27 protein-coding genes and 1 riboswitch are annotated in these 24,973 nt (G+C 42.3%); of the genes, 2 read left to right on the top strand and 25 right to left on the bottom strand.

What is annotated here, in order from left to right:
• Positions 1–22 precede the first annotated feature (22 nt).
• Genes NQ488_06775 through NQ488_06765 form a run of 3 tightly spaced genes read right to left on the bottom strand, consistent with a single transcriptional unit; the run spans position 23 to position 969 of the window.
• Positions 23–286, bottom strand: a complete 264-nt coding sequence (locus NQ488_06775; GenBank protein ID UWN96998.1) for a DUF1292 domain-containing protein — start codon at positions 284–286, stop codon at positions 23–25.
• Positions 286–705, bottom strand: a complete 420-nt coding sequence (gene ruvX, locus NQ488_06770) for a Holliday junction resolvase RuvX (GenBank protein ID UWN96997.1) — start codon at positions 703–705, stop codon at positions 286–288. Before ruvX ends, NQ488_06775 begins: the two co-directional genes overlap by 1 nt.
• 6 nt (positions 706–711) lie before the next feature.
• The gene (locus NQ488_06765; protein UWN96996.1) at positions 712–969 is read right to left on the bottom strand and encodes an IreB family regulatory phosphoprotein; all 258 of its coding nucleotides are present in this window, start codon (positions 967–969) and stop codon (positions 712–714) included.
• A gap of 145 nt (positions 970–1,114) precedes the next feature.
• On the opposite strand from NQ488_06765, the gene NQ488_06760 reads away from it, so the two are divergent.
• Positions 1,115–2,512, top strand: a complete 1,398-nt coding sequence (locus NQ488_06760; GenBank protein UWN96995.1) for an acyl--CoA ligase — start codon at positions 1,115–1,117, stop codon at positions 2,510–2,512.
• Positions 2,513–2,662: 150 nt separating this feature from the next.
• Here NQ488_06760 and NQ488_06755 read toward each other — a convergent pair whose 3' ends face one another.
• The 12 genes from NQ488_06755 to NQ488_06700 form a co-directional block, all read right to left on the bottom strand.
• Positions 2,663–4,585 carry an NAD(+) synthase gene (locus tag NQ488_06755; protein UWN96994.1) on the bottom strand — a complete coding sequence of 641 codons (1,923 nt, stop codon included), beginning with the start codon at positions 4,583–4,585 and terminating at the stop codon, positions 2,663–2,665.
• A gap of 202 nt (positions 4,586–4,787) precedes the next feature.
• Entirely contained in the window at positions 4,788–5,066 is a 279-nt protein-coding gene (locus NQ488_06750) for a hypothetical protein (GenBank protein UWN96993.1), read from the bottom strand.
• Positions 5,067–5,115: 49 nt separating this feature from the next.
• Positions 5,116–5,868: an ECF transporter S component gene (locus NQ488_06745; GenBank protein UWN96992.1), complete on the bottom strand. Its 753-nt coding sequence runs from the start codon at positions 5,866–5,868 to the stop codon at positions 5,116–5,118.
• Positions 5,869–6,007: 139 nt separating this feature from the next.
• A riboswitch (FMN riboswitch) is annotated at positions 6,008–6,163 on the bottom strand.
• A gap of 60 nt (positions 6,164–6,223) precedes the next feature.
• The gene (locus NQ488_06740; GenBank protein ID UWN96991.1) at positions 6,224–7,396 is read right to left on the bottom strand and encodes an aminotransferase class I/II-fold pyridoxal phosphate-dependent enzyme; all 1,173 of its coding nucleotides are present in this window, start codon (positions 7,394–7,396) and stop codon (positions 6,224–6,226) included.
• On the bottom strand, positions 7,386–7,820 hold the full coding sequence (aroQ, locus tag NQ488_06735; GenBank protein UWN96990.1) for a type II 3-dehydroquinate dehydratase: 435 nt from the start codon (positions 7,818–7,820) through the stop codon (positions 7,386–7,388). The genes NQ488_06740 and aroQ overlap by 11 nt, the downstream gene beginning before the upstream one ends.
• Positions 7,820–8,347, bottom strand: a complete 528-nt coding sequence (locus tag NQ488_06730) for a shikimate kinase (GenBank protein ID UWN96989.1) — start codon at positions 8,345–8,347, stop codon at positions 7,820–7,822. Before NQ488_06730 ends, aroQ begins: the two co-directional genes overlap by 1 nt.
• Positions 8,340–9,233: a shikimate dehydrogenase gene (gene aroE / locus NQ488_06725; GenBank protein ID UWN96988.1), complete on the bottom strand. Its 894-nt coding sequence runs from the start codon at positions 9,231–9,233 to the stop codon at positions 8,340–8,342. The genes NQ488_06730 and aroE overlap by 8 nt, the downstream gene beginning before the upstream one ends.
• 6 nt (positions 9,234–9,239) lie before the next feature.
• Positions 9,240–9,755, bottom strand: a complete 516-nt coding sequence (locus NQ488_06720) for a YqeG family HAD IIIA-type phosphatase (protein UWN96987.1) — start codon at positions 9,753–9,755, stop codon at positions 9,240–9,242.
• Between the two features lie 40 nt (positions 9,756–9,795).
• On the bottom strand, positions 9,796–10,242 hold the full coding sequence (gene nrdR, locus NQ488_06715) for a transcriptional regulator NrdR (GenBank protein ID UWN96986.1): 447 nt from the start codon (positions 10,240–10,242) through the stop codon (positions 9,796–9,798).
• A 28-nt stretch (positions 10,243–10,270) separates the two neighbouring features.
• Complete coding sequence (locus tag NQ488_06710) at positions 10,271–10,528, bottom strand: YlmC/YmxH family sporulation protein (GenBank protein ID UWN96985.1); 258 nt, start codon at positions 10,526–10,528, stop codon at positions 10,271–10,273.
• Between the two features lie 36 nt (positions 10,529–10,564).
• A complete protein-coding gene (locus tag NQ488_06705; GenBank protein UWN96984.1) occupies positions 10,565–11,530 on the bottom strand; it encodes a tRNA-dihydrouridine synthase family protein in 966 nt (321 codons plus the stop codon).
• A 4-nt stretch (positions 11,531–11,534) separates the two neighbouring features.
• A complete protein-coding gene (locus NQ488_06700) occupies positions 11,535–12,584 on the bottom strand; it encodes a lactonase family protein (protein ID UWN96983.1) in 1,050 nt (349 codons plus the stop codon).
• Between the two features lie 198 nt (positions 12,585–12,782).
• On the opposite strand from NQ488_06700, the gene sigG reads away from it, so the two are divergent.
• On the top strand, positions 12,783–13,562 hold the full coding sequence (gene sigG / locus NQ488_06695) for an RNA polymerase sporulation sigma factor SigG (protein UWN96982.1): 780 nt from the start codon (positions 12,783–12,785) through the stop codon (positions 13,560–13,562).
• Positions 13,563–13,603: 41 nt separating this feature from the next.
• Here sigG and rpe read toward each other — a convergent pair whose 3' ends face one another.
• The 10 genes from rpe to priA form a co-directional block, all read right to left on the bottom strand.
• Positions 13,604–14,254, bottom strand: a complete 651-nt coding sequence (rpe, locus tag NQ488_06690) for a ribulose-phosphate 3-epimerase (protein ID UWN96981.1) — start codon at positions 14,252–14,254, stop codon at positions 13,604–13,606.
• On the bottom strand, positions 14,254–15,135 hold the full coding sequence (rsgA, locus tag NQ488_06685; GenBank protein ID UWN96980.1) for a ribosome small subunit-dependent GTPase A: 882 nt from the start codon (positions 15,133–15,135) through the stop codon (positions 14,254–14,256). The genes rpe and rsgA overlap by 1 nt, the downstream gene beginning before the upstream one ends.
• 3 nt (positions 15,136–15,138) lie before the next feature.
• Complete coding sequence (gene pknB / locus NQ488_06680; GenBank protein ID UWN96979.1) at positions 15,139–17,187, bottom strand: Stk1 family PASTA domain-containing Ser/Thr kinase; 2,049 nt, start codon at positions 17,185–17,187, stop codon at positions 15,139–15,141.
• 42 nt (positions 17,188–17,229) lie between these two features.
• Positions 17,230–17,949: a Stp1/IreP family PP2C-type Ser/Thr phosphatase gene (locus NQ488_06675; GenBank protein ID UWN96978.1), complete on the bottom strand. Its 720-nt coding sequence runs from the start codon at positions 17,947–17,949 to the stop codon at positions 17,230–17,232.
• An 88-nt stretch (positions 17,950–18,037) separates the two neighbouring features.
• Positions 18,038–19,120 carry a 23S rRNA (adenine(2503)-C(2))-methyltransferase RlmN gene (rlmN, locus tag NQ488_06670; protein ID UWN96977.1) on the bottom strand — a complete coding sequence of 361 codons (1,083 nt, stop codon included), beginning with the start codon at positions 19,118–19,120 and terminating at the stop codon, positions 18,038–18,040.
• Between the two features lie 3 nt (positions 19,121–19,123).
• Positions 19,124–20,479: a 16S rRNA (cytosine(967)-C(5))-methyltransferase RsmB gene (gene rsmB, locus NQ488_06665; GenBank protein UWN96976.1), complete on the bottom strand. Its 1,356-nt coding sequence runs from the start codon at positions 20,477–20,479 to the stop codon at positions 19,124–19,126.
• Positions 20,479–21,186: a zinc metallopeptidase gene (locus NQ488_06660; GenBank protein ID UWN96975.1), complete on the bottom strand. Its 708-nt coding sequence runs from the start codon at positions 21,184–21,186 to the stop codon at positions 20,479–20,481. Before NQ488_06660 ends, rsmB begins: the two co-directional genes overlap by 1 nt.
• A gap of 47 nt (positions 21,187–21,233) precedes the next feature.
• Positions 21,234–22,169 carry a methionyl-tRNA formyltransferase gene (fmt, locus tag NQ488_06655; protein UWN96974.1) on the bottom strand — a complete coding sequence of 312 codons (936 nt, stop codon included), beginning with the start codon at positions 22,167–22,169 and terminating at the stop codon, positions 21,234–21,236.
• A gap of 19 nt (positions 22,170–22,188) precedes the next feature.
• Positions 22,189–22,668 carry a peptide deformylase gene (def, locus tag NQ488_06650; protein ID UWN96973.1) on the bottom strand — a complete coding sequence of 160 codons (480 nt, stop codon included), beginning with the start codon at positions 22,666–22,668 and terminating at the stop codon, positions 22,189–22,191.
• 81 nt (positions 22,669–22,749) lie between these two features.
• Positions 22,750–24,963: a primosomal protein N' gene (gene priA, locus NQ488_06645; GenBank protein ID UWN96972.1), complete on the bottom strand. Its 2,214-nt coding sequence runs from the start codon at positions 24,961–24,963 to the stop codon at positions 22,750–22,752.
• Positions 24,964–24,973: the final 10 nt, after the last annotated feature.

The following is a 24,973-nucleotide window of genomic DNA, read 5'->3' as shown; positions in this document are numbered from 1 at the left end:
CAGCAATATAATATTATTAAATCTACTTCTCTATATCCACATCATCCAGAAGCTCTGCAAATATCTGAGAAACATATTCGAGTTCATCATCATCGTCTACGATGACATAAGATGCCTCAGAATCAGAATCCTGTGATTCATCCTTAAGTATGTATGCATCTGCATCCACATTCTCATCTTCAACATCTGTAACCAACAGATAATTCTTACCATTAATTCTGGTTTGTTCCAATACAAAAAAAACAACCGGCTCATTATTGTCGGTCAAGCACGTAATCTTCTCCATTAACAACAATTCCTCACATAATCTTCCAAAATAAGAACAGCTGCAACACTGTCAACATACTTCTTATAATCTTTTCTCGCAACTTTGCATGTTTCCAGTATCTCTTCTGCTTCTACAGTTGTAAGTCTCTCGTCAGTCATAACAACCTGAAGTCCTGTCCTTCTCTCAAGCATATCGCCAAACTCCCTCGAACACGCTGCACGTTCTCCTTCCGTGCCATCCATGTTAAGCGGTAGTCCAAGAACAATCTGCTCTACATCCAGTTCTTTAATAATCTCTTCTATTCTTCGAAGTGTAGGACGTATCTTACTGTCCGAATCTCTGGTAATCGTCTCAAGCGGCTGTACTGTCATTCCCAAAGGATCCGTAACCGCCACACCGACTGTCTTAGTTCCATAATCAAGTCCAAGAATACGCATGTGTAATTATAATCCCTTACCTTCTATAAAATAACGGATAACTTCTTCCACAAGTTCATCTCTCTCAACCTTCATAATAAGGCTTCTTGCGTTGTTATGACTTGTTATGTATGTCGGGTCACCTGACATAATATATCCGACGATCTGATTAACCGGATTATATCCCTTCTCCTTAAGTGCAAGATATACCTGCTCAAGAATCTCCTCAACAGAAATAGTCTTGTCAGGCTGTGTCTTAAAAAATCTGGTATTGTTATCTAACATATCTATCACGTTCCTTCTCTTAAACTCACTATGTATTCTAATATAAATATACAAAAAATACAAGCACAAATATATTTGTATTTTGCAACTTTTTCTGCTATTATATGCAATATAATTAAGCAATAATGTTTGGAGATTCAATATCATGTCAGAGAATACATTTTACAGTCTGCTTAAGAAAAGTGCTGAATCATACCCGGACAGCACCGCCATCCTGTATGATACATATGCTATTACTTATGCCGGACTTTTCAGGGACTGCTGCAAAAAAGCAATCTATTTCAGACAATTTGACAGGAAGCGGATAGCTCTCATAGGTCCCGCATCGTACCGCTGGATTGTCAATTTTTTCGGAGCGATAATGGCAGGCAAAGATGTTGTGCTTCTTGATTCGTTTCTGGCAAGTGCCGAGAGACACATTCTTCTTGACAAAGTCAGACCGGACTATATACTTTCATACACTATGCAGTATATACTTGCAGATTCTGACGGCTTAACAATTGAGAATGTATCACATGATGAAGAGAATTGTGACGAATCTGATTTTGATGCCTCTGTAAGTGAAGGTAATATCCTGTTCTTCACATCAGGAACAAGTGAATTAGCCAAAGCAGTTGTTCTTACATCAGCTAATCTTAATTTCAGCACTTCACTTGTATCATCGAAGATTGCCTGCTCAAGTTCTGACAGAGTGCTCTCAGTACTTCCTCCGAACCATGTATTCGGTCTTATATACAGTATACTCTGGCCGCTCTCATGCGGTGCATGTGTATGCATAAGCCGTGGAATTAAGCACATCAGCTTTGACACAATTTATTATAATCCTTCAATTCTCCCGGTATTTCCTGCTCTCCTTGAAGGATATATACGCTTCAACTCCATGAACGCGGAACTTAAGACTATAATTGTAGGTGAGAGCAAATGTTCCGACAGGATAATCAGTGAACTTGAAGACGATGGATATAACGTATATTCAGTATACGGTCTCACAGCCGCTTCAGGCGGAATTGCCGTATCATCCAAAGCAACAGGCCATAAGCTTGTACCATATGACGGGATTACAATATCTATTGCGGACGATGATGAGATTTTCATCAAGAGTGCAGGAATAATGCAGTGCTACGATAATGACGAGGCGCAGACCAAAGAAGTCATCTCCAATGGGTTCCTCCATTCAGGAGACCTCGGCTATCTTGACGATGAAGGTCATCTTATCATAACCGGAAGTAAGAAGAATATTCTTGCACTTCCTAACGGTGAAAAGATTAACTGCCTTGAGGTTGAAGAATTTTTCAATGCCAATGATTCAATTGATGAATCTGCAATCGGAATTCTTCACGGTTCATGTACAATCTGGATATCAACAACCGATGAGAAGTTCGGTGATGAGCAGGCTCAACGTATGGTCGATTCTTACAATAAGACCAAGTGTGTCTCGCGCCATATCAATCATTATATAATTGTCAATGCACCGCTTCCACGAGACAGGTATGGACATCTTGACAGATGGGCACTTGCAAAAGAGTCTTCAAGCCGGGACTGATATATACTGACAATGCTGTAATAGTTCATCACAAACATACATTACAAAAGCCCTGTGTTCCATAGGTTCCCAAAGAGTAAGATTTTGGTGAATCTATCGAGTGCAGGGCTTTATATTATATTCCGGCAGCATTAAGCATGCATTGATAATCTACCCAAGCTCATCAAGCTCTTTAAGCCATATTCTTGCGCAGGCATCACTAGGCATTCTCAAATCACCGCGCGGAGAAACTGCGACTGTTCCGACCTTTGGTCCGTCAGGAAGGCATGACCTCTTAAAATGCTGTGCAAAGAATCTTCTGTAAAATGTTTTAAGCCATTTCAGTATTGTCTCCTCGCTGTAATCCGGCCTGAATGCTGCACATGCTATACGATACAGCTTGGCAGGATGTATGCCGAATCTCAATATATAATACATAAAGAAATCATGAAGTTCATATGGACCTACGAGATCCTCTGTCTTCTGCTCTATCTGTCCGTTCTCATCAGGTGGCAGAAGCTCCGGGCTTACAGGAGTATCAAGTACATCATAAAGCACTTTTGCAAGCGTACTGTCAGCCAGCACCTCTGCATAATATCTGACAAGATGTCTTACAAGCGTCTTAGGCACTGAGGCATTAACTCCATACATTGACATATGGTCACCATTATATGTTGCCCATCCAAGTGCAAGCTCTGACATATCACCTGTTCCGATTACAATACCGTTAACTTTATTGGCAATATCCATAAGAATCTGTGTTCTCTCTCTTGCCTGTCCATTCTCATAAGTAACATCATGGACATTAATATCATGTCCTATGTCTTCAAAATGCCTTGTCACAGATTCACGTATGCTGATTTCGTGGAAGGTACAGCCAAGACTCTTTATCATCTTAACGGCATTATCATATGTCCTGTCGGTAGTTCCAAAGCCCGGCATTGTCACTGCATGTATTCCTGACATATCAAGTCCCAGCAATCCATATGCCCTGACAGCAACAAGCAGAGCAAGTGTCGAGTCAAGTCCTCCGGATATTCCTATAACTACATTCTTACAGCCGATATGTGCAAGACGCTTCTTAAGCCCCATTGCCTGAATTGAAAGAATTGCCTCGCATCTTTTATTGCGTGTTGCCTCATTCTCAGGCACGAACGGATGCGGATCTATAAATCTCACAAGGCTTGTATACTCTGTTCCTGCAAGACTGAAGTCCACAACGGTGTACTCGTCATTATCGGTTGCCGATGTAAATGTACTCATCCTGCGGCGTTCAGAATTAAGTCTGTCAAAATCGATATCATTTATTACACTGTTATTAGCAAAAAGCGATGTTTCTGCAAGAAGTGTTCCATTCTCCGCAATTATATCATGTCCGCCAAATACAATATCCTGAGTTGACTCACCATCTCCTGACGAGGCATAGGCATATGCGCACACAAGTCTCGCCGACTGACCGGTTACAAGACTCCTTCTGTAATCTTCTTTGCCAACAGTCTCGTTACTTGCAGACGGATTAACTATCAGAGTTGCCCCATTCATGGCATGACTTACACTTGGAGGCAGCGGTGTCCATAAATCTTCGCATATCTCGACACCGACAACGAGCTTTTCAAAATCAGAGCATCTGAAAAGAATCCTGCTTCCCATATATGTCTGCTGTCCCGCAACACATACCTTTACAGCCTTGTCAAAGCCCTCTGTAAACTGACGTCTTTCATAGAATTCGTTATAATTAGGAATATATTTTTTGGGTACAAGTCCGAGAATTACACCATCCTTAATAACTGCCGCGACATTGTATAGCTTATTACAATATTCAAACGGGAGCCCGACAACAGTTAACATGTTTTTACCTTTGGTATATTCTGTTATCGTAGCAAGCGACTTCTGCGCATCACTGAGCAGTGTATCCTGCAGAAACAGGTCATTGCATGTATATCCCGTTATGCACATCTCCGGAAAAACGATTACCGAAACCTGCGCATCATATGCCTTGTCTATCCGGCTGCATATCTGTTCGGTATTGAAAATGCAGTCAGCAACTTTTATATCCGGCGTTACAACTTCTACTCTTACATATCCGTCTTTCATGTATATAATCTCCAATTCATAATTGATATAAATATGATGTTATCACACTCCAATTAATGCGTCAAATCAATGACATTACAAATATATCGCGGCAATCTGCACAAATAAAAAGGACCGCCGCATACATATGGCAGTCCTCATTCTTTTTAAAGTTAATCGGTTCTGACAGTTGAATTATTCTGACAGTCTTTATCAAAAAGTATTATCGTGTTGCTGTGCTATCATTCGTATGATTGTCATCAAACATGTCATTAATACCACCAGCTGCCTTACTGATGCCGTTGCCGATGCCGCTAGCTGCTTCACCGACTCCGTCAAATGCGCCGGTAACAATCTCTTCAATCGGATTGTTATTGCCTGAGGTACTCCCATTATTGCCCCGGGTAGTGCCGTTATTACCCGTTGCATTGGTATTCCCGCATGCAACAAGTGATGCAGCCGCCACAACAGCAGCCAATGTAATAATTATCATCTTTTTCATTGTCATGTCCTCCATTTTTATTCATAGAGGTATTATGACCATATTATGACTATTTATTCACGGCATGCTGGCCTTTTATAAGGTTGCTGATATATTTGTAAAGAATAAGCGTTATTGCGCCTACAACAATCGACTTAAGTATATTGAACGGAACAACTGCCAGCGCAACAAGCGTAAATACACTGTTGATTGATGCATTAACTTTTGTTCCCATCGCAACAAGCGCTTCTATAGGCATTCCATAAAGCTCGGCAAATTTTGGAAGAAGATAGAATCCATTCATGAGACTTCCGGCAATAACCATACAAAGTCCGCCTGTTATGAGTCCGATAAGTGCTGATTTCCTTGTTTTTTTTGTAAAGTAAAAAGCTGATGCCGGTACAACCATCGCACATCCTACAATAAAGTTGGCAAGATCTCCCACGAACATTGTTGTTGTACCCTTAAGTGCAATCTTTATAAGAACCTTAAGTCCTTCTATGGCAACCCCTGCTGTAGGGCCGAACATAAATGCGCCTACAAGCGCAGGCACTTCACTGAAATCAAGCTCATAAAATGCCGGAGCAAACCACAGTGGGAATTCAAAAAACATAAGTATCGCAGAGATTGCCGAAAACATGGCAATTACTACAAGTCTGTTAACCTTGGTCTTTTCTGAATTAAAATGCATTCCGCACTTTGCTTCAATTAATTTCTCCAGTCCCTTTGCGATAAAATAAACACATACTACTATAAGTATTGACACAAGTATAAATGTGACATTACTCTTTACTGCTTCAAGCAGCTTACCATAATCTGTCATATCAGACTCTCCTTTCCGCCGCGCTGTGCGGCATGCAGGCATCCGGCACAACTTTACAAAAAAGCCCTGTAACCGGTAATATGTCTTAGCCGACATATATTACACCTGTTACAGGGCATATCTGCAAAATGCAGCCTGAGCCTACACTTCTTTCATCCAGACTATACTGTCGGTTTGGGAGTCAAACCCAATCGGCCTCTTATACGAGGTTCGCGGACTATACCGCCGGTCAAGAATTGAATCTGCCGTTCATTCCGTAATATTAACAGATTCTCACTTTGCCCTGAAGGTGGAGTAAACTTCATCTTCAATATTAAATTAATTATACATTGCAATGCTTAATTACATTAACACATCACTGCTTCGTTGTCAACCACTGTCCGGCAACACCAACGGCTTCGTTAATAACATCAACCGGATGTACAAGTGCGAATCTCACATGTCCTTCTCCAAGGCTTCCAAACGAACTGCCCGGTGTGCATATTATACCTGTATTCTCAAGAAAGTCCATGCAGAACTTCTCTGAGTCTGTATAACCTGCCGGAAGAGGAGCCCATACAAACATTGTTCCCTCCGAATCAGGTACATTCCAGCCTATAGAGCGCAGACCGCCGCACAGTGCATCTCTTCTCTCCTGATATCTTCTGCGGTTCTCATACACGCTGTCCTGCGGCCCGTTAAGAGCTTCAACAGCCGCTTTCTGTGCAAGATAGCTCATTCCATAATCATACTGTGAACGTATCGTGCGGTATTTTTTAATTATCTCAGAATTGCCTATAAGATATGATATTCTAAGTCCTGTAAGATTATATGTCTTTGAAAGAGAATTGAATTCAACTCCGACATCCTTCGCTCCCGGAATAGACAGAAAAGAAAATCCTTCACGTCCATCATATACAATCTCAGAATATGCATTATCATTAACAATAAGCAGGTCGTGAGCCTTGGCAAATGTTACAAGCTCCTCATAAAAGCTTTTGGGTGCACATTTGCAGACAGGATTAAGCGGGTATGATACTACCATCATCTTTGCTTTATCTGCTATCCTGCCATCAATTGCATTCAGGTCAGGCAGATATCCGTTATCTTTATGAAGATCATAATGAACTATCTTCGCGCCGTTAAGATATGGTCCCACCTCGAATATAGGGTATCCCGGATTCGGGACAAGGACTATATCTCCCTCATTACACATAGTAAGAGCAATATGGCCCATACCTTCCTGGGTACCGGCAACGCTCATTATCTCATCATGCTTAAGCTCTACACCATATCTGCGGCCATACCAGCCAACAACAGCATCAAGCATCTCATCTGTATCAACAAGTGAATATTTGTAATTATCCGCATTAAGGGCTGCCTCACTCACAGCCTTCATAACATGTTCATCAGGCTTAAAATCAGGCGTTCCGACTGAGAAATTATATACCTTGCGTCCTGCATCAAGCAGCTCGTTCTTTTTATCATTAAGTATGTTAAATATATTCGGTCTGAAACTCAGCGCCTTATCTGAAAATTTAAAGTCCATTTACAATCGCCTCCATTGCGAGCAGATATCCGTTAAGTCCAAGTCCTACAACCTGTCCTGTACATGATGGTGCAGTAACAGATACATGCCGGAATTCTTCTCTTTTATGCACATTGGAAATATGTACCTCAATCTTAGGTATATCCTCTACTGATGCAAGAGCATCACGTATTGCATAGCTGTAATGCGTATAAGCACCCGGATTAATTATGATTCCATCAACTTTATCAAGATATGCCTGCTGTATTCTGTCAATCACAGGGCCCTCACCGTTGCTCTGGAATACTTCAACATCAACTCCGAGTTCCTTCGCCTTATCATTAATCATATCTACAAGTGCATTATAATCCTTAGTCCCATATATTCCTTTTTCTCTTATGCCAAGGAAATTAATATTAGGTCCGTTTATAACCAGTATCTTCATTATCTGCCTCCGTCATTAATGTAATCTTCTATTGCATTATATATGCCATTCATGCTCATGCCCATCGTGTTAATAACAACGTCTGAAGCATCAAGATAAGCGTCCTCCCGCTGCATAATAAGTTCGTGGATCCTTTTGCGCAGATCCTGCCCTGCCAGCATCGGGCGTTTGTCATCTCCATCAAGTCTTCTTGCAAGTTCTTCCTCAGCAGCTTTTAGATATACAACAGTTCCCAGCTTTTTCATAAGTTTTCTGTTAATATCACGCACAGGCATTCCGCCGCCGACTGATATAACAGTCTGGCTGCAGCCCTCACAAAGCTCCTCTAATGCTTTGGTCTCAAGGTCTCTGAAAAACTCTTCTCCGTAATTTGCAAATATGTCTTTTATTGTCATATTCTGTCCGGCTTCAATATAGTCGTCCGTATCAATATACTTCATATTGACATTCTGGGATATCCATCTTCCGACCGTAGTCTTACCTGCACCCATGAATCCGATAAGAACTATATTACCCTTATTATTCATCTATTCCCATCTCCCTGCACATAGCTTTATAGACTTCCTCAGACTGCTGTGTGCTTATCTGTACATTATTCCAGAGTTCATATGCGCTGACTCCCTGGTAAAGCAGCATTTTAAGCCCGTTATATGCCTTTTTATCAGTGCCGTCAGAGGCTTTTCCCGAAGCTTTCACAAGTTTCATGAACTTTGTCACTGCAGGATTATATATAATATCTACGGCAGCATCTATCTTCTTGTAAAATGCTTCATCTTCAACAGGTGCTTTGTCTGTGTCAGGATACAGTCCGACACTTGTCGTCTGTATACAGACATATCCCCCACCTTCAAGTCCTGCATAATCTGCTATATCCATGGCTTTTGCAATATCAGCCTCAAAATATTCATTAACGGAAGCGGCAATATTCTCTGCTTTACTTACAGTGCGGTTGAGTATGTATATTGCGGAAGCGTTCTCCTTTGCACATAAAAAAGCTATCGCCCTTGCTGCACCGCCGGCACCAAGAATTATTACCCTGCGTCCGCCAAGAGCAATACCTGCTTCCTCAAGTTCTCTTTTTAGTCCGAGTATATCTGTATTATATCCTTTGTAACCTCTGTCAGTTCTCACAAGTGTATTAACTGCACCAATGCTTGCTGCAATCGGATCTATATCCGCAAGACATTCTATAACTGCGCTTTTGTGTGGAACTGTAACATTAAGTCCAAACACATTCAATGCATATGCACCTTCTATTGCAGCCTTTATGTTATCTTCGACTTTAAACGGAACATATACAAGTTCCGTACCGGTAATATCAGCAAGTGTATTCTGAAGTACCGGTGATACTGAATGTCCAACCGGGTTACCTATTATCCCGCATACCCTGGTTGTTCCCTTTACATCTTTCATGTCTGTCTAGCTTCTCCTGTCCTTTTTACTTCTCGCATAAAACCACAGCACTATCTTCTCAAGATATCTCTTGAGAATAATCTGTATCTCTTCATGTCTGTCTATCGGCTTAACAAGATATGTCCGGATTCCTGCCCTGTTGGCACCCCAGACATCCGTAAACAGCTGGTCTCCGACAAATATTGTATCAGACCTGTCCGTTCCCATAAGCTGCATAGCTTTTATGTAATTCTTTGTTGAAGGCTTTTTGGCATCGTATATATATTTTGTTCCTACTTCATTGGCAAATGGAGCCACCCTCGGTTCTTTGTTGTTAGATATTACACATGTATCAAAGCCTGTCCTTCGAAGTCTCTCAAACAGTTCAACAGCACGCCCGGTTGCAGGCATGCCATGCTCTACAAGTGTATTGTCAATATCGAAAATTATTCCGCGGAACCCTTGCGAGTACAACACCTCATAATCTATATCATAAGTTGAATCCACATAATCTCCGGGATAAAATCTCTCTAAAAAAGCCATATCAATCTGCATTCCTATTATTAATAATCTTCATCCTGCTTCACACTAAAAACTTCTTCAGTTCATCCATGAATGTATTTACATCCTTGAATTCCCTGTATACTGATGCAAAGCGGACATAAGCAACCGCATCAAGGTCTTTGAGCTTGTCCATTACAACCTCTCCTATTCTGGTTGTTGGAATCTCTTTTTCGCCACTGTTGAATATCTCTGTCTCAATCTCGTCAACCATCTCATTCATCCTGTCAATTGAGATTGGACGTTTGTAGCATGCTCTTACAATTCCCGCAAGAAGCTTCTTGCGGTCATAAGGCTCCCTCTTACTGTCCTTCTTGATGACCATAAGCGGAACAGTCTCAACTTTCTCATATGTTGTAAACCTCTTGCCACATGAATCACACTGTCTTCTTCTCCTTATAGATCCGTCATCCGTAGGTCTTGAATCCATTACTCTGGAATCTTCCTTACCACAATATGGGCATTTCATGTGTATACCTCCCCTTTTATTCTGTGTACTATGTACATCTGAAAGACACCTTTTCAAGCACAACATCAACAAGAATTGCATCTTCTCCTATATTCATAACACACTTATATGGAATAATATATTCTATATCACGTCCGAACAGGCCACAGAACCTTGTCGGCCCCGGCACTATAAGTGCACAGATACACCCTGTCTTACAGTCAAAATCAATATCAACCACACAGCCGAGTATACAGCCATCCTTAACATTGACAACCTCTTTGTCATGCAGTTCACATATGCGCATTCAGTCTCACGCTCCAACGCAGTCTGTCATTATATATTATATTGCGCAGTTGGCAAAAAGTTCATTGACAGCTGCCTCATAATCACATCTTCTCTGAGCTTTGCGTATAGACTTATAATATCTGTCTGCACCATCAAAATTCCGTATCATATAATACCATAGTTCCTTCATCTTGAACAATGCATTGCGTTCTCCCATAACTGCACAATATTCTTTAAATACGGCATTGTGAAATGTTCTGAGCGCCCTGCTGCTAAGCTTGTCACCACCGTTTATCGTGGCAAATATTGCCGGGTTGGTAATCATTCCCCTGCCGCACATGACTGCATTAAGTCCATTGAACCGCGATGTAATCCTTTGGTAGTCATCCACCGAACAGATATCACCATTATAGCACACAGGTGCCTTTGAATTGGTATATGCATATTCAAAAATATCGTAGTCAGGACTGTTTTTATACAAATCCTTCTGTACTCTCGGATGAACAATAAGCTCACTTAGCGGATATTGATTATAGATATCAAGTATCTTTATAAATTCGTCATGTGATTCCACGCCGGTTCTGGTCTTTACCGAAACCCTGACCCCATCCTTACCGGCAGCCACAAAGACATCATTGAGGAACGAATCAAGTTTGTCAGGGAACGCCAGAAAACCTGCACCCTTATGCTTTGTAACCACTGTAGGTGACGGACACCCGAGATTAAGATTGACTTCATCGTATCCGTATTCATCATGAAGTGCACGTATGACTTTTATACAGTCACATGAATTATTGGAAAGTATCTGCGGTATTACGTCTCTGGGCCTGTTATTCCCGGAATCTATATCACGCCGCTCCTGTTCAGTAAATGTCTTATTAGTGTTAGTTGAAATAAACGGAGTAAAGTATCTGTCAGCACCTCCAAAGCAGTCATCAATAATATTACGGTAAATATATCCCGTAACACCTTCCATTGGTGCCGCATACAGCTTCACTCTATTACCGGCCATGCTATTCATTATATTACAGTTTCCTTATAACCATGTTATTAGGCTTGGATATCCTGACTTCCCTGCCACTCATTACTATAAGACCTTTATCCCAGTGGACGGTAAAGAATGTTATCGAATTGCCGTCGTGATTCATTGACATAAGATGCTTCTCGTCAGGGAAAAGATTAATATACTTAGGATAGTCACCGCTTATCGGAAGTGATGAAAGAATTGACAGTGTTCCGTTATCCTTGTCAATCTTATATATTGTTACGCTGTTATCTCCCGCATTGGAGCAGAGAAGATGTTCTCCGTCCTTTGTGAGCATAATATCCGTTGCTGCACTGTTCACGCGATGATCTCTTCTAAGAGTAAATATATTCTGTATAAACTCGAATGTCCTGCGGCCGTCTTCACCCACGCCGCACTCGTAGACATCAATATAATTCTTAAGCTCACACATTACATAGGCGAATCTTCCGTCTGCTGAGAAAAGGATCTCCCTTGGTGCAGATTCGAGCTGTGTTCTTATAATATCATACAGATCAAGCCTGCCTGTCTTCTTATCAAATTCATACACCTTAATCTGATCAATTCCCAGATCACAAACACACAAAAGCTTCTCATCCGGTGTAAGTGTCGCATTGCTTATATGCGGTCTGAAATTACGCTCGGCAATACTTCCTATTCCCTTATGGAATACCTCATCGGCAATTGTACCTACGCTGCCATCTTCATTAAGATGCATTACAGTAAGCTTGCCATCATGATATCCTGACACAAAAATGAATGTATTGTCCTTCGTTACTGACAGATGACACCCTCTCATACCATTGATTGACTTAACATTAATAAGTTCAATGTCACCATCGGGCATAACACGAAACGCTGAAACTCCGGCATCACATATTGAATACAGATATTTTCCGTCATGCGACAATGTTATATATGACGGATTATCTATCTCGACTTCTTTTCTCTCTGTAATAAGTCCTTTTTCAACATCCATATCATATATATGGATGCCTCTGCTCTTTTCATGTGTATATGTCCCCACATATGCTACATATTTGTCTGACATGTCGTTCTCCATTCCAAATAATTTATTACTTTATTTTAGCGCAAATTCTTCACATAATCAATATTCAATATGGAAACTGATACCATACTGAATAAATCTTACCGGCGTGGATATGATTTATTCTGTAAAGAATATTATGCCTGAATTGAGAATCAGCATGAAGATTAGTAAGAAAAGCGGGCAGAAAAGGAGATTAGTATGGCCGTCTATAAAGTAGAACTATGTGGAGTAAACACATCATCCCTGCCATTGTTAAAAAATGAGGAGAAAGATGAACTTTTACGCAAAGCCATTGACGGTGATTCCAAAGCAAGAGAAAAATATATAAAAGGTAATCTGCGCCTTGTTCTCAGCGTAATCCAGCGTTTTGCCGGCAACGGAGAGAATGCGGACGATCTCTTCCAGATTGGATGTATCGGTCTTATGAAAGCCATTGACAACTTTGATGTCACCCAGAACGTACGTTTCTCTACTTATGCTGTTCCGATGATCATGGGAGAAGTCCGTCGCTACATGCGTGACTATAATTCAATACGCGTAAGCAGGTCGCTTCGTGACACTGCTTACAAAGCCATTCACGCAAGAGACATGCTGACAAAAAAGAACCAGCATGAGCCGACCGTTATGGAGATTGCTGCCGAAGTCGGACTTCCAAAAGAAGAGATTGTCATGGCACTTGACGCAATGCAGACGCCGCTTTCTTTGTATGAACCGGTATTCTCCGAGGGCGGTGACACACTGTATGTAATGGACCAGATAAGTGACAAGAAAAACCGCGAAGATAACTGGGTCGAAGATATTGCGCTGCGCGAAGCAGTCTCGAGGCTTCCGGAGCGTGAACGCAACATAATCCGCCTGCGTTTTTTCGATGGCAGGACACAGATGGAAGTTGCCAGAGATGTCGGCATCTCACAGGCGCAGGTCAGCCGTCTTGAAAAGAATGCGCTTCGTTCCATGAAGAATTATCTGCAGATGTGATATGATATGCCGCTTATGTCCGTAAGAAAAAAGCTCATGCATTAACGCATGAGCTCAAGGAATTTCTTAGTATTAGCTGCGGCATCCCCTCTGTATACAGATGATCCGGCTACTATTACATTAGCACCGGCTTCAAGGACCTCCGGCAGATTGTCAAAATTAATTCCGCCATCAATCTCTATATCTTTATCCATATTATTATCACGGTAATAAGATCTGATAATTCTTACTTTATCAAGGACATCCGGTATAAACTTCTGTCCTCCGAATCCCGGATGAACACTCATAACAAGTGCCATATCAATATCGTCAAGGTAAGGCATAATCTTATCTACCGGTGTCTCAGGATTAATCGCTACAGCCGCCTTGACACCACAGGCCTTTATATCTCTGATAGTCTCATCAATGTCTTTGCAGGCTTCAACATGTACTGTAATAATATCCGCACCCGAATCAACAAAATCTCTGATATATCTTACAGGCTCTGTTATCATAAGATGCACATCAAAGACCGCATCTGTTGACTTTCTGACTGACTTTATCACAGGCATTCCGTATGATATGCTTGGTACGAATATTCCGTCCATCACATCAACATGAATATATTGTGCTCCCGCCTTTGCAACTGTCTGAATCTGCTCTCCGAGCACATTAAAATCTGCAGATAAAATAGATGGTGCTAAAATGTTCATTAATATTTCCTCTGATCTTTCAACTCATTATATATTTCAACGTAGTTCTCATATCTTATGCGGCTGATAATGCCATCATCAATAGCCTGCTTAACGGCACAGTCAGGCTCATTGACATGAACGCATCCATTAAACCTGCATCTGCCTTCATATGGTGCAAACTCTTCAAAATAGAATCTTAAGTCCTGTGCCTCTATATCACTCACATAAAATGACGTAAAGCCCGGTGTGTCCATTATATATGTATCACCACCGATATTGATTATCTCTGAATGACGTGTTGTATGCCGCCCTCTTCCAATCTTCTCGCTTACTGCCCCCGTCTCCATTCTGCTCTGCGATAACAGCTCATTAGTAAGTGAAGACTTGCCTACGCCTGAAGGACCCGCAAAAACGGTTGTCTTACCGGCGATTATCGGTCGGATGATATCATCAATACCTTCTTTGTTGACAGTACTTATAAAATGGACTCTGCATCCGCATCCTGCATATATATCTGCCATCTGTGCAAGCTGGCTGTCTTTTGCAAGATCTTTTTTACTGAAACAGATTACAGTCTCAATATCATGTTTTTCCATCATGACAATAAATCTGTCCAGCAGGTTATAATTAGGTGCCGGCCTGTGAACTGCAAATACAACAAGTGCCTGATCGACATTAGCTACCGCCGGCCGTATAAGAGAATTCTTCCTTGGCAGCACATCATTAATGTTGCCAAGGAACTTCTCATCGTCAAGTATGTCAATATCTACATTATCACCAACGAGAGGCTTTATCTTACGGTTGCGCAGAATTCCTTTTGCTTTGCATTCATATACGCCGCGGCCTATTACATGCACGTAATAAAATCCTGCGATACCCTTGATTATCTTACCATTCATGCGTTAATTCCCTGTTGTCGCAGCTACTGAAGGTGTCTGTGCAGCAGGCGTTGCTGCTGTTGTTCCTGCCGGGAGTGTAACTGTAGGTGCTCCGAGGCCTATACTCATAGTAAGTTCTATAGTTGTTCCTGCCGGTACTTCCTTGCCTGCCGAATAGCTCTGTGCAGCTACATAGCCATAAGGAATCTTATCATTCATTACCTGTGTAGCTGAAAGTGTAACATTAAGTCCAAGTGCATCAAGCGTCTGTCTTGCCTGAGTCTCAGACATATTTATAACATTAGGAACCGTAATCATCTTGGATTCCTTACCACGGCTTACAACAATCTTAACCGCATCACTTGACTTGGCACTTGCATTAGCTCTAGGTGTCTGGCTGATAACAAGTCCCTGCTCAACCGTATCACTGTAATCGTAGTCAACAGCCGGCGAACCGAATCCGGCTGACTTGATTGCTGCTATAGCCTCATCCTCAGTCTTACCAACAACATTAACCATTGTTGACTTACCTGCACCGGAACTTACCGAAATAGTTACCGTAGAATTCTTGGCTATCTTTGAATTGGCCTTCTGGCTCTGTGATATTACATATCCTTCAGCTACAGTATCTGACGGCTGACGGCTGACCTTGCATCCGAGGTTAACATCATTAAGTGCCTTCTTGGCATCCTCTTCCGTAAGTCCTGTTACGCTCGGCACAGCTACGAGCGTTGAAGGATCAACAGTTGTTGTCTGTACCTGCTCAGAAGCTGTATGATTAGAATCAGTTCCCGATGAACCACCCATAACGGCTGCAAGCTTGACTACTACAAATATCGTAATGATGATAATTACCGCTGCAATTCCGATTCCAAGCCATTTCATGACTGCATCCATCTTCTCGCCGGCTTTTTCCTCGGCATCATCGTAATCATCGTCATCGTCTTCATCCTGAATTCTTACAGGTGCCTGATTAGACTTACTCTTAGGCTTCACAGGCTGTGGCTTAGCCTTTTTCTTACTCTTCTTAGAGTTGTAATCATCATCGTCGTCATCTATATCGTCTATAATGTCATCATCGTCGTCAAAATCTTCATCGAAGTCCTCATCATCAAAATCTTCATCATTCTGATTATTCTGATGCTGCGATGACATTCCTGTTGAAGAAGCCTGCCTCCGGTCTATAAGATCCTCCTGCAGCGACTGCTGTCTTGCTGTCTCATAAGAAGGCGCAAGCTTGACAAAATTAACATCCGGCATGACCAGTGATTTTTTAAGATCAGCTATAAGCTCAGTTGCACTCTGATATCTTCTGTCAGTCTTTTTCTGTGTACACTTCATAACAATCTGGTCTACACTTATCGGTATATCATTAACCACATGTGAAGGCGGAAGAATCTCATCCTGGATATGCTGCACGGCAACCGATACAGTTGAATCCCCATCGAACGGAACTGTTCCGGTAAGCATCTCATACAAAGTTATACCAAATGAATAGATGTCACTCTTCTCATCACTGTATCCGCCTCTTGCCTGCTCCGGTGAGATATAGTGTACTGACCCCATCGCAGACGAACTGATTGTCTGTGATGTTGCAGCCCTTGCTATACCAAAATCAGTAACCTTAACTTTGCCTTCTTTTGAAATTATGATATTCTGCGGCTTAATATCCCTGTGAACTATATGATGACTGTGTGCAGCCTCCATACCCTGTGCCACCTGAATTGCAATACTTACCGCTTCCTTGCTTGAAAGCCTGCCCTTCTTCTCTATATACTGCTTAAGCGTTATACCCTCAACGAGCTCCATTACAATATAATAAATACCATTCTCATCACCTACATCATACACACTTACTACATTAGGATGCGTAAGTCCGGCTGCTGACTGGGCTTCTATGATAAACTTAGATACAAAATTCTTGTCATGGCTGAATTCCTCTTTCATGACCTTAATGGCAACATAGCGGTTGAGCTTATGGCACTTTGCCTTATATACATCTGACATTCCGCCCGTGCCTATCTGCTCTATTATCTCGTACCTGTCTGCAAGAAACATTCCTTTTCTTAACATAAACTCCTCCACGTTCTGTAAATATTACGATTATTCCCCGTATCAGTATTCGATAATTATAACTGACACATTATCACGTCCACCATTCTCATTAGCAAGCTCTACCAGCTTTGTTGCAGCTTCATCTATATCTGCTGTTGTCTTAAGTATACGTTCAATAACATTATCCTCTACCATATTGGTGAGGCCGTCAGAACACATAAGGACACGATTGCCCGGCTTTATATCTATCGGAAAAAAATCTGGAAGTACTGTTGTATCTCCGCCTATTGCCCTTGTTATCATATTTTTCTGTTCATGATATCTGGCTGCGTTACGGTCCAGAGCTCCCCGTGTAACCATCTCTTCGACCAGTGAATGATCTCTTGTTACCTGCTTAAGATCCTCCCCCAGTATATAAAGTCTGCTGTCACCTACATTGGCAACATGCAGAATAGAATCTCTTATACATGATACAACAAGTGTTGTACCCATACCATTATAATCCTCAGACTCCTGCGCTTTGCGCAAAATATCCGTATTCACCTGCTGTATTGCAGAATTGAGAATACTTATAGGATCATTTTCATCTGAATCTGACACTAATTTTACCATCGTCTCAACTGTATATCTTGATGCCATATCGCCGGCCTTATGACCGCCCATGCCATCTGCAAGGATAAACAGATTAGGCAGATTGCCAACCGGTTTTGTAGAGTAATAGACGTAATCCTGATTCATTAATCTTGTCTTACCTACATCAGTCAGAGAGCATGCCCTCATGTTTCAACCTCCTAATGTAACAACTTATTTACACATTATTTCATAATAGCACAACACAGTCTATTGTGCAACATTGTGCGCATTTTCATTATTCCTGTTTTATGCCGTCAGGTGCGCCCGCATTCGAATCAGTGCTTTCCATATAACTTCTGCGCAGCTGCCCGCACGCTCCGTCAATATCACGCCCCATCTCTCTTCTGACAGTAGCATTGACCCCGCATTTTTCAAGTCTGCTCCTGAAGTGACTGACGCCTGCCTGTGCTGTCTGTTTGTAATCTCTTTCCTTAATGGGATTAACAGGAATCAGGTTAACATGGCACTTAATTCCTTTTACAAGATGAACCAGCTGCATTGCACATTCATCTGTATCATTAACGTCTTTTACAAGACTGTACTCAAATGTAATCCTGCGTCCGGTCTTCTCCACATAATATCTGCAGGCTTTCATTATCTCATCAATGGAATATTTGTTAGCCACAGGCATTATGGAACGTCTCAGTTCATCATTAGGTGAATGCAGTGATATTGCAAGCGTTATCTGTGGCTGCATATCCGCAAGTTCATATATCTTAGGTACGATTCCGCATGTCGATACCGTAAGGTTACGCGCGCTGATGTTAAGCCCTTCTTCATTATTGAGAAGCTCAATAAATCGAAGCAGATTATCAAAATTGTCGAATGGTTCCCCGGAGCCCATAACAACAACATTATCGACACGTTCGCCGATATCCTTCTGAATTCTGTATATCTGCTCAAGCATCTCTGAAGGAAGAAGTCCCCTGACAAGTCCGTCTATGGTTGACGCACAGAAGCGGCAGCCCATTCTGCACCCAACCTGCGAAGATATGCAGACAGAATTGCCATGATGATATTTCATGAGGACGCTCTCGATAAGATTGCCGTCAGACAGTCTGAACAGATACTTCCTTGTGCCATCTATCTGTGATATCTGCACACGTACAGGCTCAAGTACCGTAAGAGGATACTCTGCAGCAAGTTTCTGCCTCAATGCAGCAGGCACATTCGTCATCTCATCGTATGATGCAACAAGTTTCTGATGCATCCACTGATATATCTGCTTTGCCCTGAACTTCTTATCACCAAGTGATACTATCAGTTCAGACACCTCTGAAGGTGTCATGGACTTTATATCATATTCTGTATTTTCCATTATTTATTCAACATCTTTCTTTTTTAATCTGGCTATAAAAAAGCCATCTGTATTATCTATTCCCGGAAGCAGCTGTACATAACCTTTGGCAAGGCTGTCTTTTTCCAGCATAGGATAGTCTTTTTCAATACTGTCTGTCTCAAATGGGTAGTTAGCAGTAAACCAGTCAACATTGTCCTCATTTTCGGCAGAATTAATTGTACATGTGCTGTATATAATGTATCCGCCCGGTCTTACATATTCCGAGCATACAGACAGAATTTTTCTTTGCAGTTCAACCAGTGCCTCTGTCTTTTCCGCAGATGCATTATATCTGATATCAGCTTTACGTCCAAGAATTCCCAGTCCGGAACACGGTACATCACATATAAGTATATCGGCTTTTCCAATGAGTGATTCATCCTTCACCGTTGCATCCCATACTTTTGCGGTTACATTATCCATGTGCAGTCTTTCAATATTATCACGTATCAGCCCGACCTTGGCCTCACTCACATCTCTTGCTTCTACAGTTATGTCACTGCCTCTTTGTGCAGCGTGCAGGCATTTGCCTCCGGGTGCCGCGCATACATCAACGACATAATCCCCCGGATTGGGATTAACAGCAAGTCCCGCAAGTATTGAACTTAAGTCCTGAACCTGAAAAAGACCTTCTTCAAACGAGGTAAGGTCTGCAAGATAATCATATCCACTTATTGCAAATGCATACGGAACACATGTATCTTCGACTGTTACACCCTCATCAGTAAGCTTCTTTTTCAGCCCGCCGGGAGTTATCAGTCCGGTATTGCACCTTATATACAGCCTGTGTTCCTTTTCAAATCCTTTGAGAACATCTTCCGTACAACTACCGCATTCGTCCATAAGAATACGCACGACATATTCAGGCATGGAATAACGTATCATGCAATATCTGATGAAATCACTTTTATCAGGATACTGTATGTTGTTAATATCTCTTGCTAGTGAGCGCAACACTCCGTTGACAAATCCTGTCAGCGACGAAAATCCCCGCTTTCTTGCAAGCTTTACCGCCTCGTTACATACAGCCGATACAGGAACGCTGTCCATGTACTTAAGCTGATATGCAGACATTCTCATAATATTACGGATGACCGGCTTCATCTTCTTAGTACTGACAGATGACACATGGTCTATAAGCCAGTCTTCCTCTATACTTCGTTCAATCGTTCCCTCTGCCAGCCTTGATATAAATGCTCTCTGTGACTTAGGCAGATACTGGAACTTGCTTAACGCCTGTCCGGTAATCAGATTACTGTGTCCGGGATTCTTATCATTCTCGAGCAGTATGTCAAGCACTACCGCCCGCAGATTAACATTGTCCATAGTATTATTCATTAGCGGTCATCACTCCTGCGTCCGAAAAGCATAATCAGCCTGAGCAGCTGAAGAACTGCGGTAAGAGCTGAAGCTACATATGTCATGGCTGCTGCAGAAAGAACCTTCTTAGCCCCTGCCGTCTCATCAGGATATAGCATTCCTGAGTCAGACAATATGGTAAGTGCCCTTCCCGATGCATTGAACTCAACAGGCAGTGTAATAAGTTCAAAAAGAACTGCCAGCGAGAACATTATAATACCAACATCAATCAGTGTAGGACTCATTCCAAAAAACAGTCCTGCAGCAATAAATATCCACGAAAGACTTGAAGCAATATTGACAACCGGTGCTATTGTATTACGTATAAGAAGCGGTGCATATCCGACATCATGCTGTATCGCATGCCCGCATTCATGAGCTGCGACTCCGATTGCCGCTATTGATGTTGAATTATATACAGCATCCGAGAGACTGAGTACCTTATTGCGCGGATTATAATTATCCGTAAGGTCTCCAGCAATATGCTGTATCGACACGTCATAGATCCCATTCATATTGAGAATCTTCTGTGCTGCCTGTGCGCCCGTAAGCCCCAGGTCTGATCTTACCCTTGAATACTTTGAGTATGTTGATTTAACTTTGTACTGTGCCACCATTGCAATAACGACTGATATAAGAATCAGAAAATACAATGGATCAAAGCCATAGTAATAATAGTAACCCATAACAGATACCTCCTTTTATGTTCTCAAGCCGGACAGTCTTCAAAGAATCAGCCAAGTACTGTACCGCTCTCAAGCTTAAATCCTCTTAAGAAAGCATCACTTGCCATCCTTTTCTTGCCCTCAAGCTGGACTTCGCCTATGCTGAGCGCATCTTTGCCGCATTTTACGCAGAATCCGTCCTTTGTTACGTTGAATACCGTGCCGGGCTTCATGTTGTCATCATTGCACTCACACACATCCGCTTCCCAGATTTTAAGAGTTTTGCCATTAAGATGTGTATATGCACTCGGCCACGGATTAAGACCTCTTATAAGCCTTTCAATATTGACAGCTCCTTCATTAAAGTCAATGTTGCCGAGTGACTTTGTAAGCATCTTAGCATAATTGGAAAGACTGTCATCCTGCTTTGTTCTTGTAGCGGTTCCATTCTCAACAGCCTCCAGTGTCTTAACAAGAAGCCTGCCGCCTTCGCTGCTTAATCTGTCGAACAGGCTGCCACCCGTCTCCTTTGCGTCAAGTCTGATTCTGCTCTGCATTATTATGTCACCGGTATCAAGCCCATGATCCATCTGCATTGTTGTAACACCTGTCTCTTCGAGCCCGTCAATAACAGCCCACTGTATAGGTGCTGCTCCTCTGTATGCCGGAAGCAGTGAGGCATGGACATTGATACATCCATACTTTGGAAGTTCAAGAATCGAATCCGGAAGAATCTGCCCGAATGCAACAACAACAATTACATCAGGATCTATCTGTTTCATTCTCTCATAAAACTCATTATCATTCTTAACCTTAACCGGCTGCAGTACTTCTATTCCATGCTCCAGTGCCGTCTCCTTTACAGGTGACATTGCGACAGCTCCGCCTCTTCCCTTAGGCTTGTCAGGCTGTGTAACAACAGCTTCTACAATATGTCCGGCATTTATTATATCTTCAAGTGTTGCAACGGCAAAATCAGGTGTTCCCATAAATACAACTCTCATGCCAACCTCCATTCCTGCCTTATTCCTCCTCGTCTGACACCTCAGACAGGTCACCCTCAACCTTGTCAACATACATAATTCCATCAAGATGGTCAATCTCATGGCAGAGGCATCTTGCAAGGAGTTCTTCACCCTCAACAATATATTCATTCATATCCTCGTCAAATGCCTTAACCTTAGCATAATTAGGTCTTGTAACCGTGCCGCACTTACCCGGAACGCTTAAGCATCCTTCTGAGCCTGTCTGTTCTCCGCTTGTCTCAAGTATTACCGGATTGATAAGTACTATCGGATCATCGCCGCAGTCAATAACAACTATTCTCTTGCGTATTCCTACCTGTGGAGCTGCGAGTCCGCATCCGTTAGCCTCATACATAGTATCAAACATATCGTCAATCAACTCCCTAATCTTAGGTGTCATCTCTGTAACTTCTTTTGCTGTCTTACGAAGTATCTCGTCTCCATCCTGTCCGAGTACTCTTATGTTTCTTAATGCCATTAGTATTCCCTCCCGATATTTCTGATTATAAATGTTTTTATTGTTATTGTATACATTCCTGAAACAAATTTCATAGAAAAATCATATATTAACAGGGTTAAAATCAAACTGTACATTAACCTTGCGGTACGAACTGTCCGTCCGTGCAAGCATCTCCATGCGCTGTGCATATCCCGTCAGTATTGCGTAATCCGGATTCTTTATATACAGTACCTTGTTATAAATGTCATTTGCCTTGTAAAGCGAAGCATTAGCCGGCCCTATGACCTGTGAACTTTCATCAGGCTTTGGCAGCGTCTTTACAGCACGGTTAAGTGCATCCTCATCAACTGACGAAAATCTTACGAGCAGCAGATTACATACCGGAGGATAATTAAGCAGTGTCCTGTACTGAATCTCCTGATTGTAGAACTCTTCATAATCCTGCTTTGATGCTGCCTGTATACTGTAATGTTCCGGCGTATATGTCTGTATTACTGCCTCACCCGTGCGTTTTCCCCTTCCGGCTCTTCCTACTGCCTGTACAAGGAGCTGGAATGTCCTCTCTGATGCCATATAGCTGCCCGCATACAGCGACATGTCTGCTGCAAGCACTCCTACAAGCGTTACGTCAGGAAAATCATGTCCCTTTACTATCATCTGTGTTCCTACAAGTATGTCTGCCTCATGGCCTGCAAACTTTTCAAGGATTCTGGTATGCCCATCCTTGCCACCCGTGGTATCCATATCCATTCTCAGAACTCTTGCCTGCGGATACATCCGCTTAACAAGCTGCTCTATCTGTTCTGTTCCTGCCCTGAAACCTGATATATATGGAGAGCCGCACTCCGGGCATCGTTTTACCATCGGCGTCTCATAACCGCAATAGTGGCATACAAGCTTACCGTTAGTATGCTCTGTCAATGAAATATCGCAGTGAGGGCATCTCATTACATGTCCGCATGATCTGCAGGACACAAAGCCTGCATAGCCGCGTTTGTTAATGAAGAGCATGCTCTGTTCACCCTTATTAAGCCTGTCCGCTATAAGCTCCTGCAGCTTGCGGCTGAATATCGATCTGTTGCCGGACTTCAGTTCATCTCTTAAATCAATCGTATGGACCTTCGTCATTGAAGCACCCGCAGCCCTGTCAGACAATGTAAAAAGCCTGTATCTTCCATCCATGCACCTTGCGTAAGATACAACGGACGGAGTTGCTGAACCCAGTACAACAGAAGCATCTGCAAGTCCGGCCATGTGGATTGCCGTATCTATGGCATTGTACCTTGGCGATGTCTCACTTTTGTAAGCAGCTTCATGTTCCTCATCAATAACAATAAGTCCTATATCTGCAAATGGCGTAAACAGTGCTGACCTGGGACCTATCATTATGCTTATGTCGCCGCGCTTTGCCCTGACGAACTGGTCGTACCGTTCTCCCTTTGACATTCTGGAATTAAGAATTGAAACAGTATCCCCGAATCTCTGATAGAAGCGCATGACAGTCTGATAAGTAAGTGCAATCTCGGGAATCAGCATAATAACCTGTCTTCCCTGATTAACAACATTTTCAATCATATTCATATACACCTCAGTCTTGCCGCTTCCGGTGACCCCGTGTATAAGATATGTTTTACGTATTCCATGTGCATAGTCTTCACAAAATGAATCAACAATATACTTCTGTTTCTCATTAAGAAGCTTTCTGTCGTCCTTCCTTACTCCCTGCGGCACCGGATTACGAAACTTCATTTCTTCTTCCACTCTTATCTTTCCTGTCTTTTCGAGTGACTTTATAGTCTGGGCTGACACTGACAGCTTGGCAGCGGCCATATCCTGTTCAATCCTCGGATTATCCATAAGAGCCTCAAGAAGCCTCGCTCTTGCAGCCAGTGTCCGGTTGCCGCTGATCTTTGCCAGATAATCCGAAAGCTCATTCTGACTGACATTAAGGCATACATACTTTCTGGTTCTGCCATTCACAGTCTCCTTAACCGGAAGTACCGTCTTAAGTGCCTGACTCATAGTTGCGCCAAAGTTGGTCTTCATCCACGCAGCAAGCTGTATAAGCCTTCCCTCAACCGGAAGCCTGGACTCAGGTATTGACGCTATGTATTTCATCTTAGATATGTCAAATGACGGACTTTGGCTTATACCGACCACGTATGCGTCACGCAGTGTATTACCCCTGCCAAACGGCACATGTACTAACATACCGACCACAAGAGTCTCCTCCATTGCGGCCGGTATTATATACTGAAATGTTTTATCAAGTTTTTCATGTGAAATATCTATTATCACATCAGCATATTTCATTGATTATCCC

Origin of the sequence: [Bacteroides] pectinophilus, from assembly GCA_025146925.1 — a bacterium.
Classification (GTDB): Bacteria; Bacillota; Clostridia; order Lachnospirales; family Lachnospiraceae; genus Bacteroides_F; species Bacteroides_F pectinophilus.
This window is presented reverse-complemented; position numbering and strand designations above follow the sequence as displayed.

Bases quoted from the DNA above. Each gene is read 5' to 3' on its own strand.
- rsgA (UWN96980.1), bottom strand. From the start codon at position 15,135: ATGAATGGTAAGATAATCAAGGGTATCGCAGGATTTTATTACGTGCAT.
- NQ488_06775 (UWN96998.1), bottom strand. From the start codon at position 286: ATGGAGAAGATTACGTGCTTGACCGACAATAATGAGCCGGTTGTTTTT.
- NQ488_06765 (UWN96996.1), bottom strand. From the start codon at position 969: ATGTTAGATAACAATACCAGATTTTTTAAGACACAGCCTGACAAGACT.
- priA (UWN96972.1), bottom strand. From the start codon at position 24,963: ATGAAATATGCTGATGTGATAATAGATATTTCACATGAAAAACTTGAT.
- rpe (UWN96981.1), bottom strand. From the start codon at position 14,254: ATGAACATTTTAGCACCATCTATTTTATCTGCAGATTTTAATGTGCTC.
- NQ488_06755 (UWN96994.1), bottom strand. From the start codon at position 4,585: ATGAAAGACGGATATGTAAGAGTAGAAGTTGTAACGCCGGATATAAAA.
- NQ488_06700 (UWN96983.1), bottom strand. From the start codon at position 12,584: ATGTCAGACAAATATGTAGCATATGTGGGGACATATACACATGAAAAG.
- NQ488_06760 (UWN96995.1), top strand. From the start codon at position 1,115: ATGTCAGAGAATACATTTTACAGTCTGCTTAAGAAAAGTGCTGAATCA.
- aroE (UWN96988.1), bottom strand. From the start codon at position 9,233: ATGAAAGATGTAAAGGGAACAACCAGGGTATGCGGGATAATAGGTAAC.
- NQ488_06740 (UWN96991.1), bottom strand. From the start codon at position 7,396: ATGGACTTTAAATTTTCAGATAAGGCGCTGAGTTTCAGACCGAATATA.
- pknB (UWN96979.1), bottom strand. From the start codon at position 17,187: ATGTTAAGAAAAGGAATGTTTCTTGCAGACAGGTACGAGATAATAGAG.
- NQ488_06660 (UWN96975.1), bottom strand. From the start codon at position 21,186: ATGGGTTACTATTATTACTATGGCTTTGATCCATTGTATTTTCTGATT.
- NQ488_06730 (UWN96989.1), bottom strand. From the start codon at position 8,347: ATGAATAATAAGGGTAATATAGTTCTTATCGGATTCATGGGTGCAGGT.
- NQ488_06675 (UWN96978.1), bottom strand. From the start codon at position 17,949: ATGAGGGCATGCTCTCTGACTGATGTAGGTAAGACAAGATTAATGAAT.
- NQ488_06750 (UWN96993.1), bottom strand. From the start codon at position 5,066: ATGAAAAAGATGATAATTATTACATTGGCTGCTGTTGTGGCGGCTGCA.
- NQ488_06745 (UWN96992.1), bottom strand. From the start codon at position 5,868: ATGACAGATTATGGTAAGCTGCTTGAAGCAGTAAAGAGTAATGTCACA.
- fmt (UWN96974.1), bottom strand. From the start codon at position 22,169: ATGAGAGTTGTATTTATGGGAACACCTGATTTTGCCGTTGCAACACTT.
- rlmN (UWN96977.1), bottom strand. From the start codon at position 19,120: ATGGAAAATACAGAATATGATATAAAGTCCATGACACCTTCAGAGGTG.
- NQ488_06705 (UWN96984.1), bottom strand. From the start codon at position 11,530: ATGAATAGCATGGCCGGTAATAGAGTGAAGCTGTATGCGGCACCAATG.
- nrdR (UWN96986.1), bottom strand. From the start codon at position 10,242: ATGAAATGCCCATATTGTGGTAAGGAAGATTCCAGAGTAATGGATTCA.
- ruvX (UWN96997.1), bottom strand. From the start codon at position 705: ATGCGTATTCTTGGACTTGATTATGGAACTAAGACAGTCGGTGTGGCG.
- NQ488_06710 (UWN96985.1), bottom strand. From the start codon at position 10,528: ATGCGCATATGTGAACTGCATGACAAAGAGGTTGTCAATGTTAAGGAT.
- rsmB (UWN96976.1), bottom strand. From the start codon at position 20,479: ATGAATAATACTATGGACAATGTTAATCTGCGGGCGGTAGTGCTTGAC.
- sigG (UWN96982.1), top strand. From the start codon at position 12,783: ATGGCCGTCTATAAAGTAGAACTATGTGGAGTAAACACATCATCCCTG.
- NQ488_06720 (UWN96987.1), bottom strand. From the start codon at position 9,755: ATGGCTTTTTTAGAGAGATTTTATCCCGGAGATTATGTGGATTCAACT.
- aroQ (UWN96990.1), bottom strand. From the start codon at position 7,820: ATGAAGATACTGGTTATAAACGGACCTAATATTAATTTCCTTGGCATA.
- def (UWN96973.1), bottom strand. From the start codon at position 22,668: ATGGCATTAAGAAACATAAGAGTACTCGGACAGGATGGAGACGAGATA.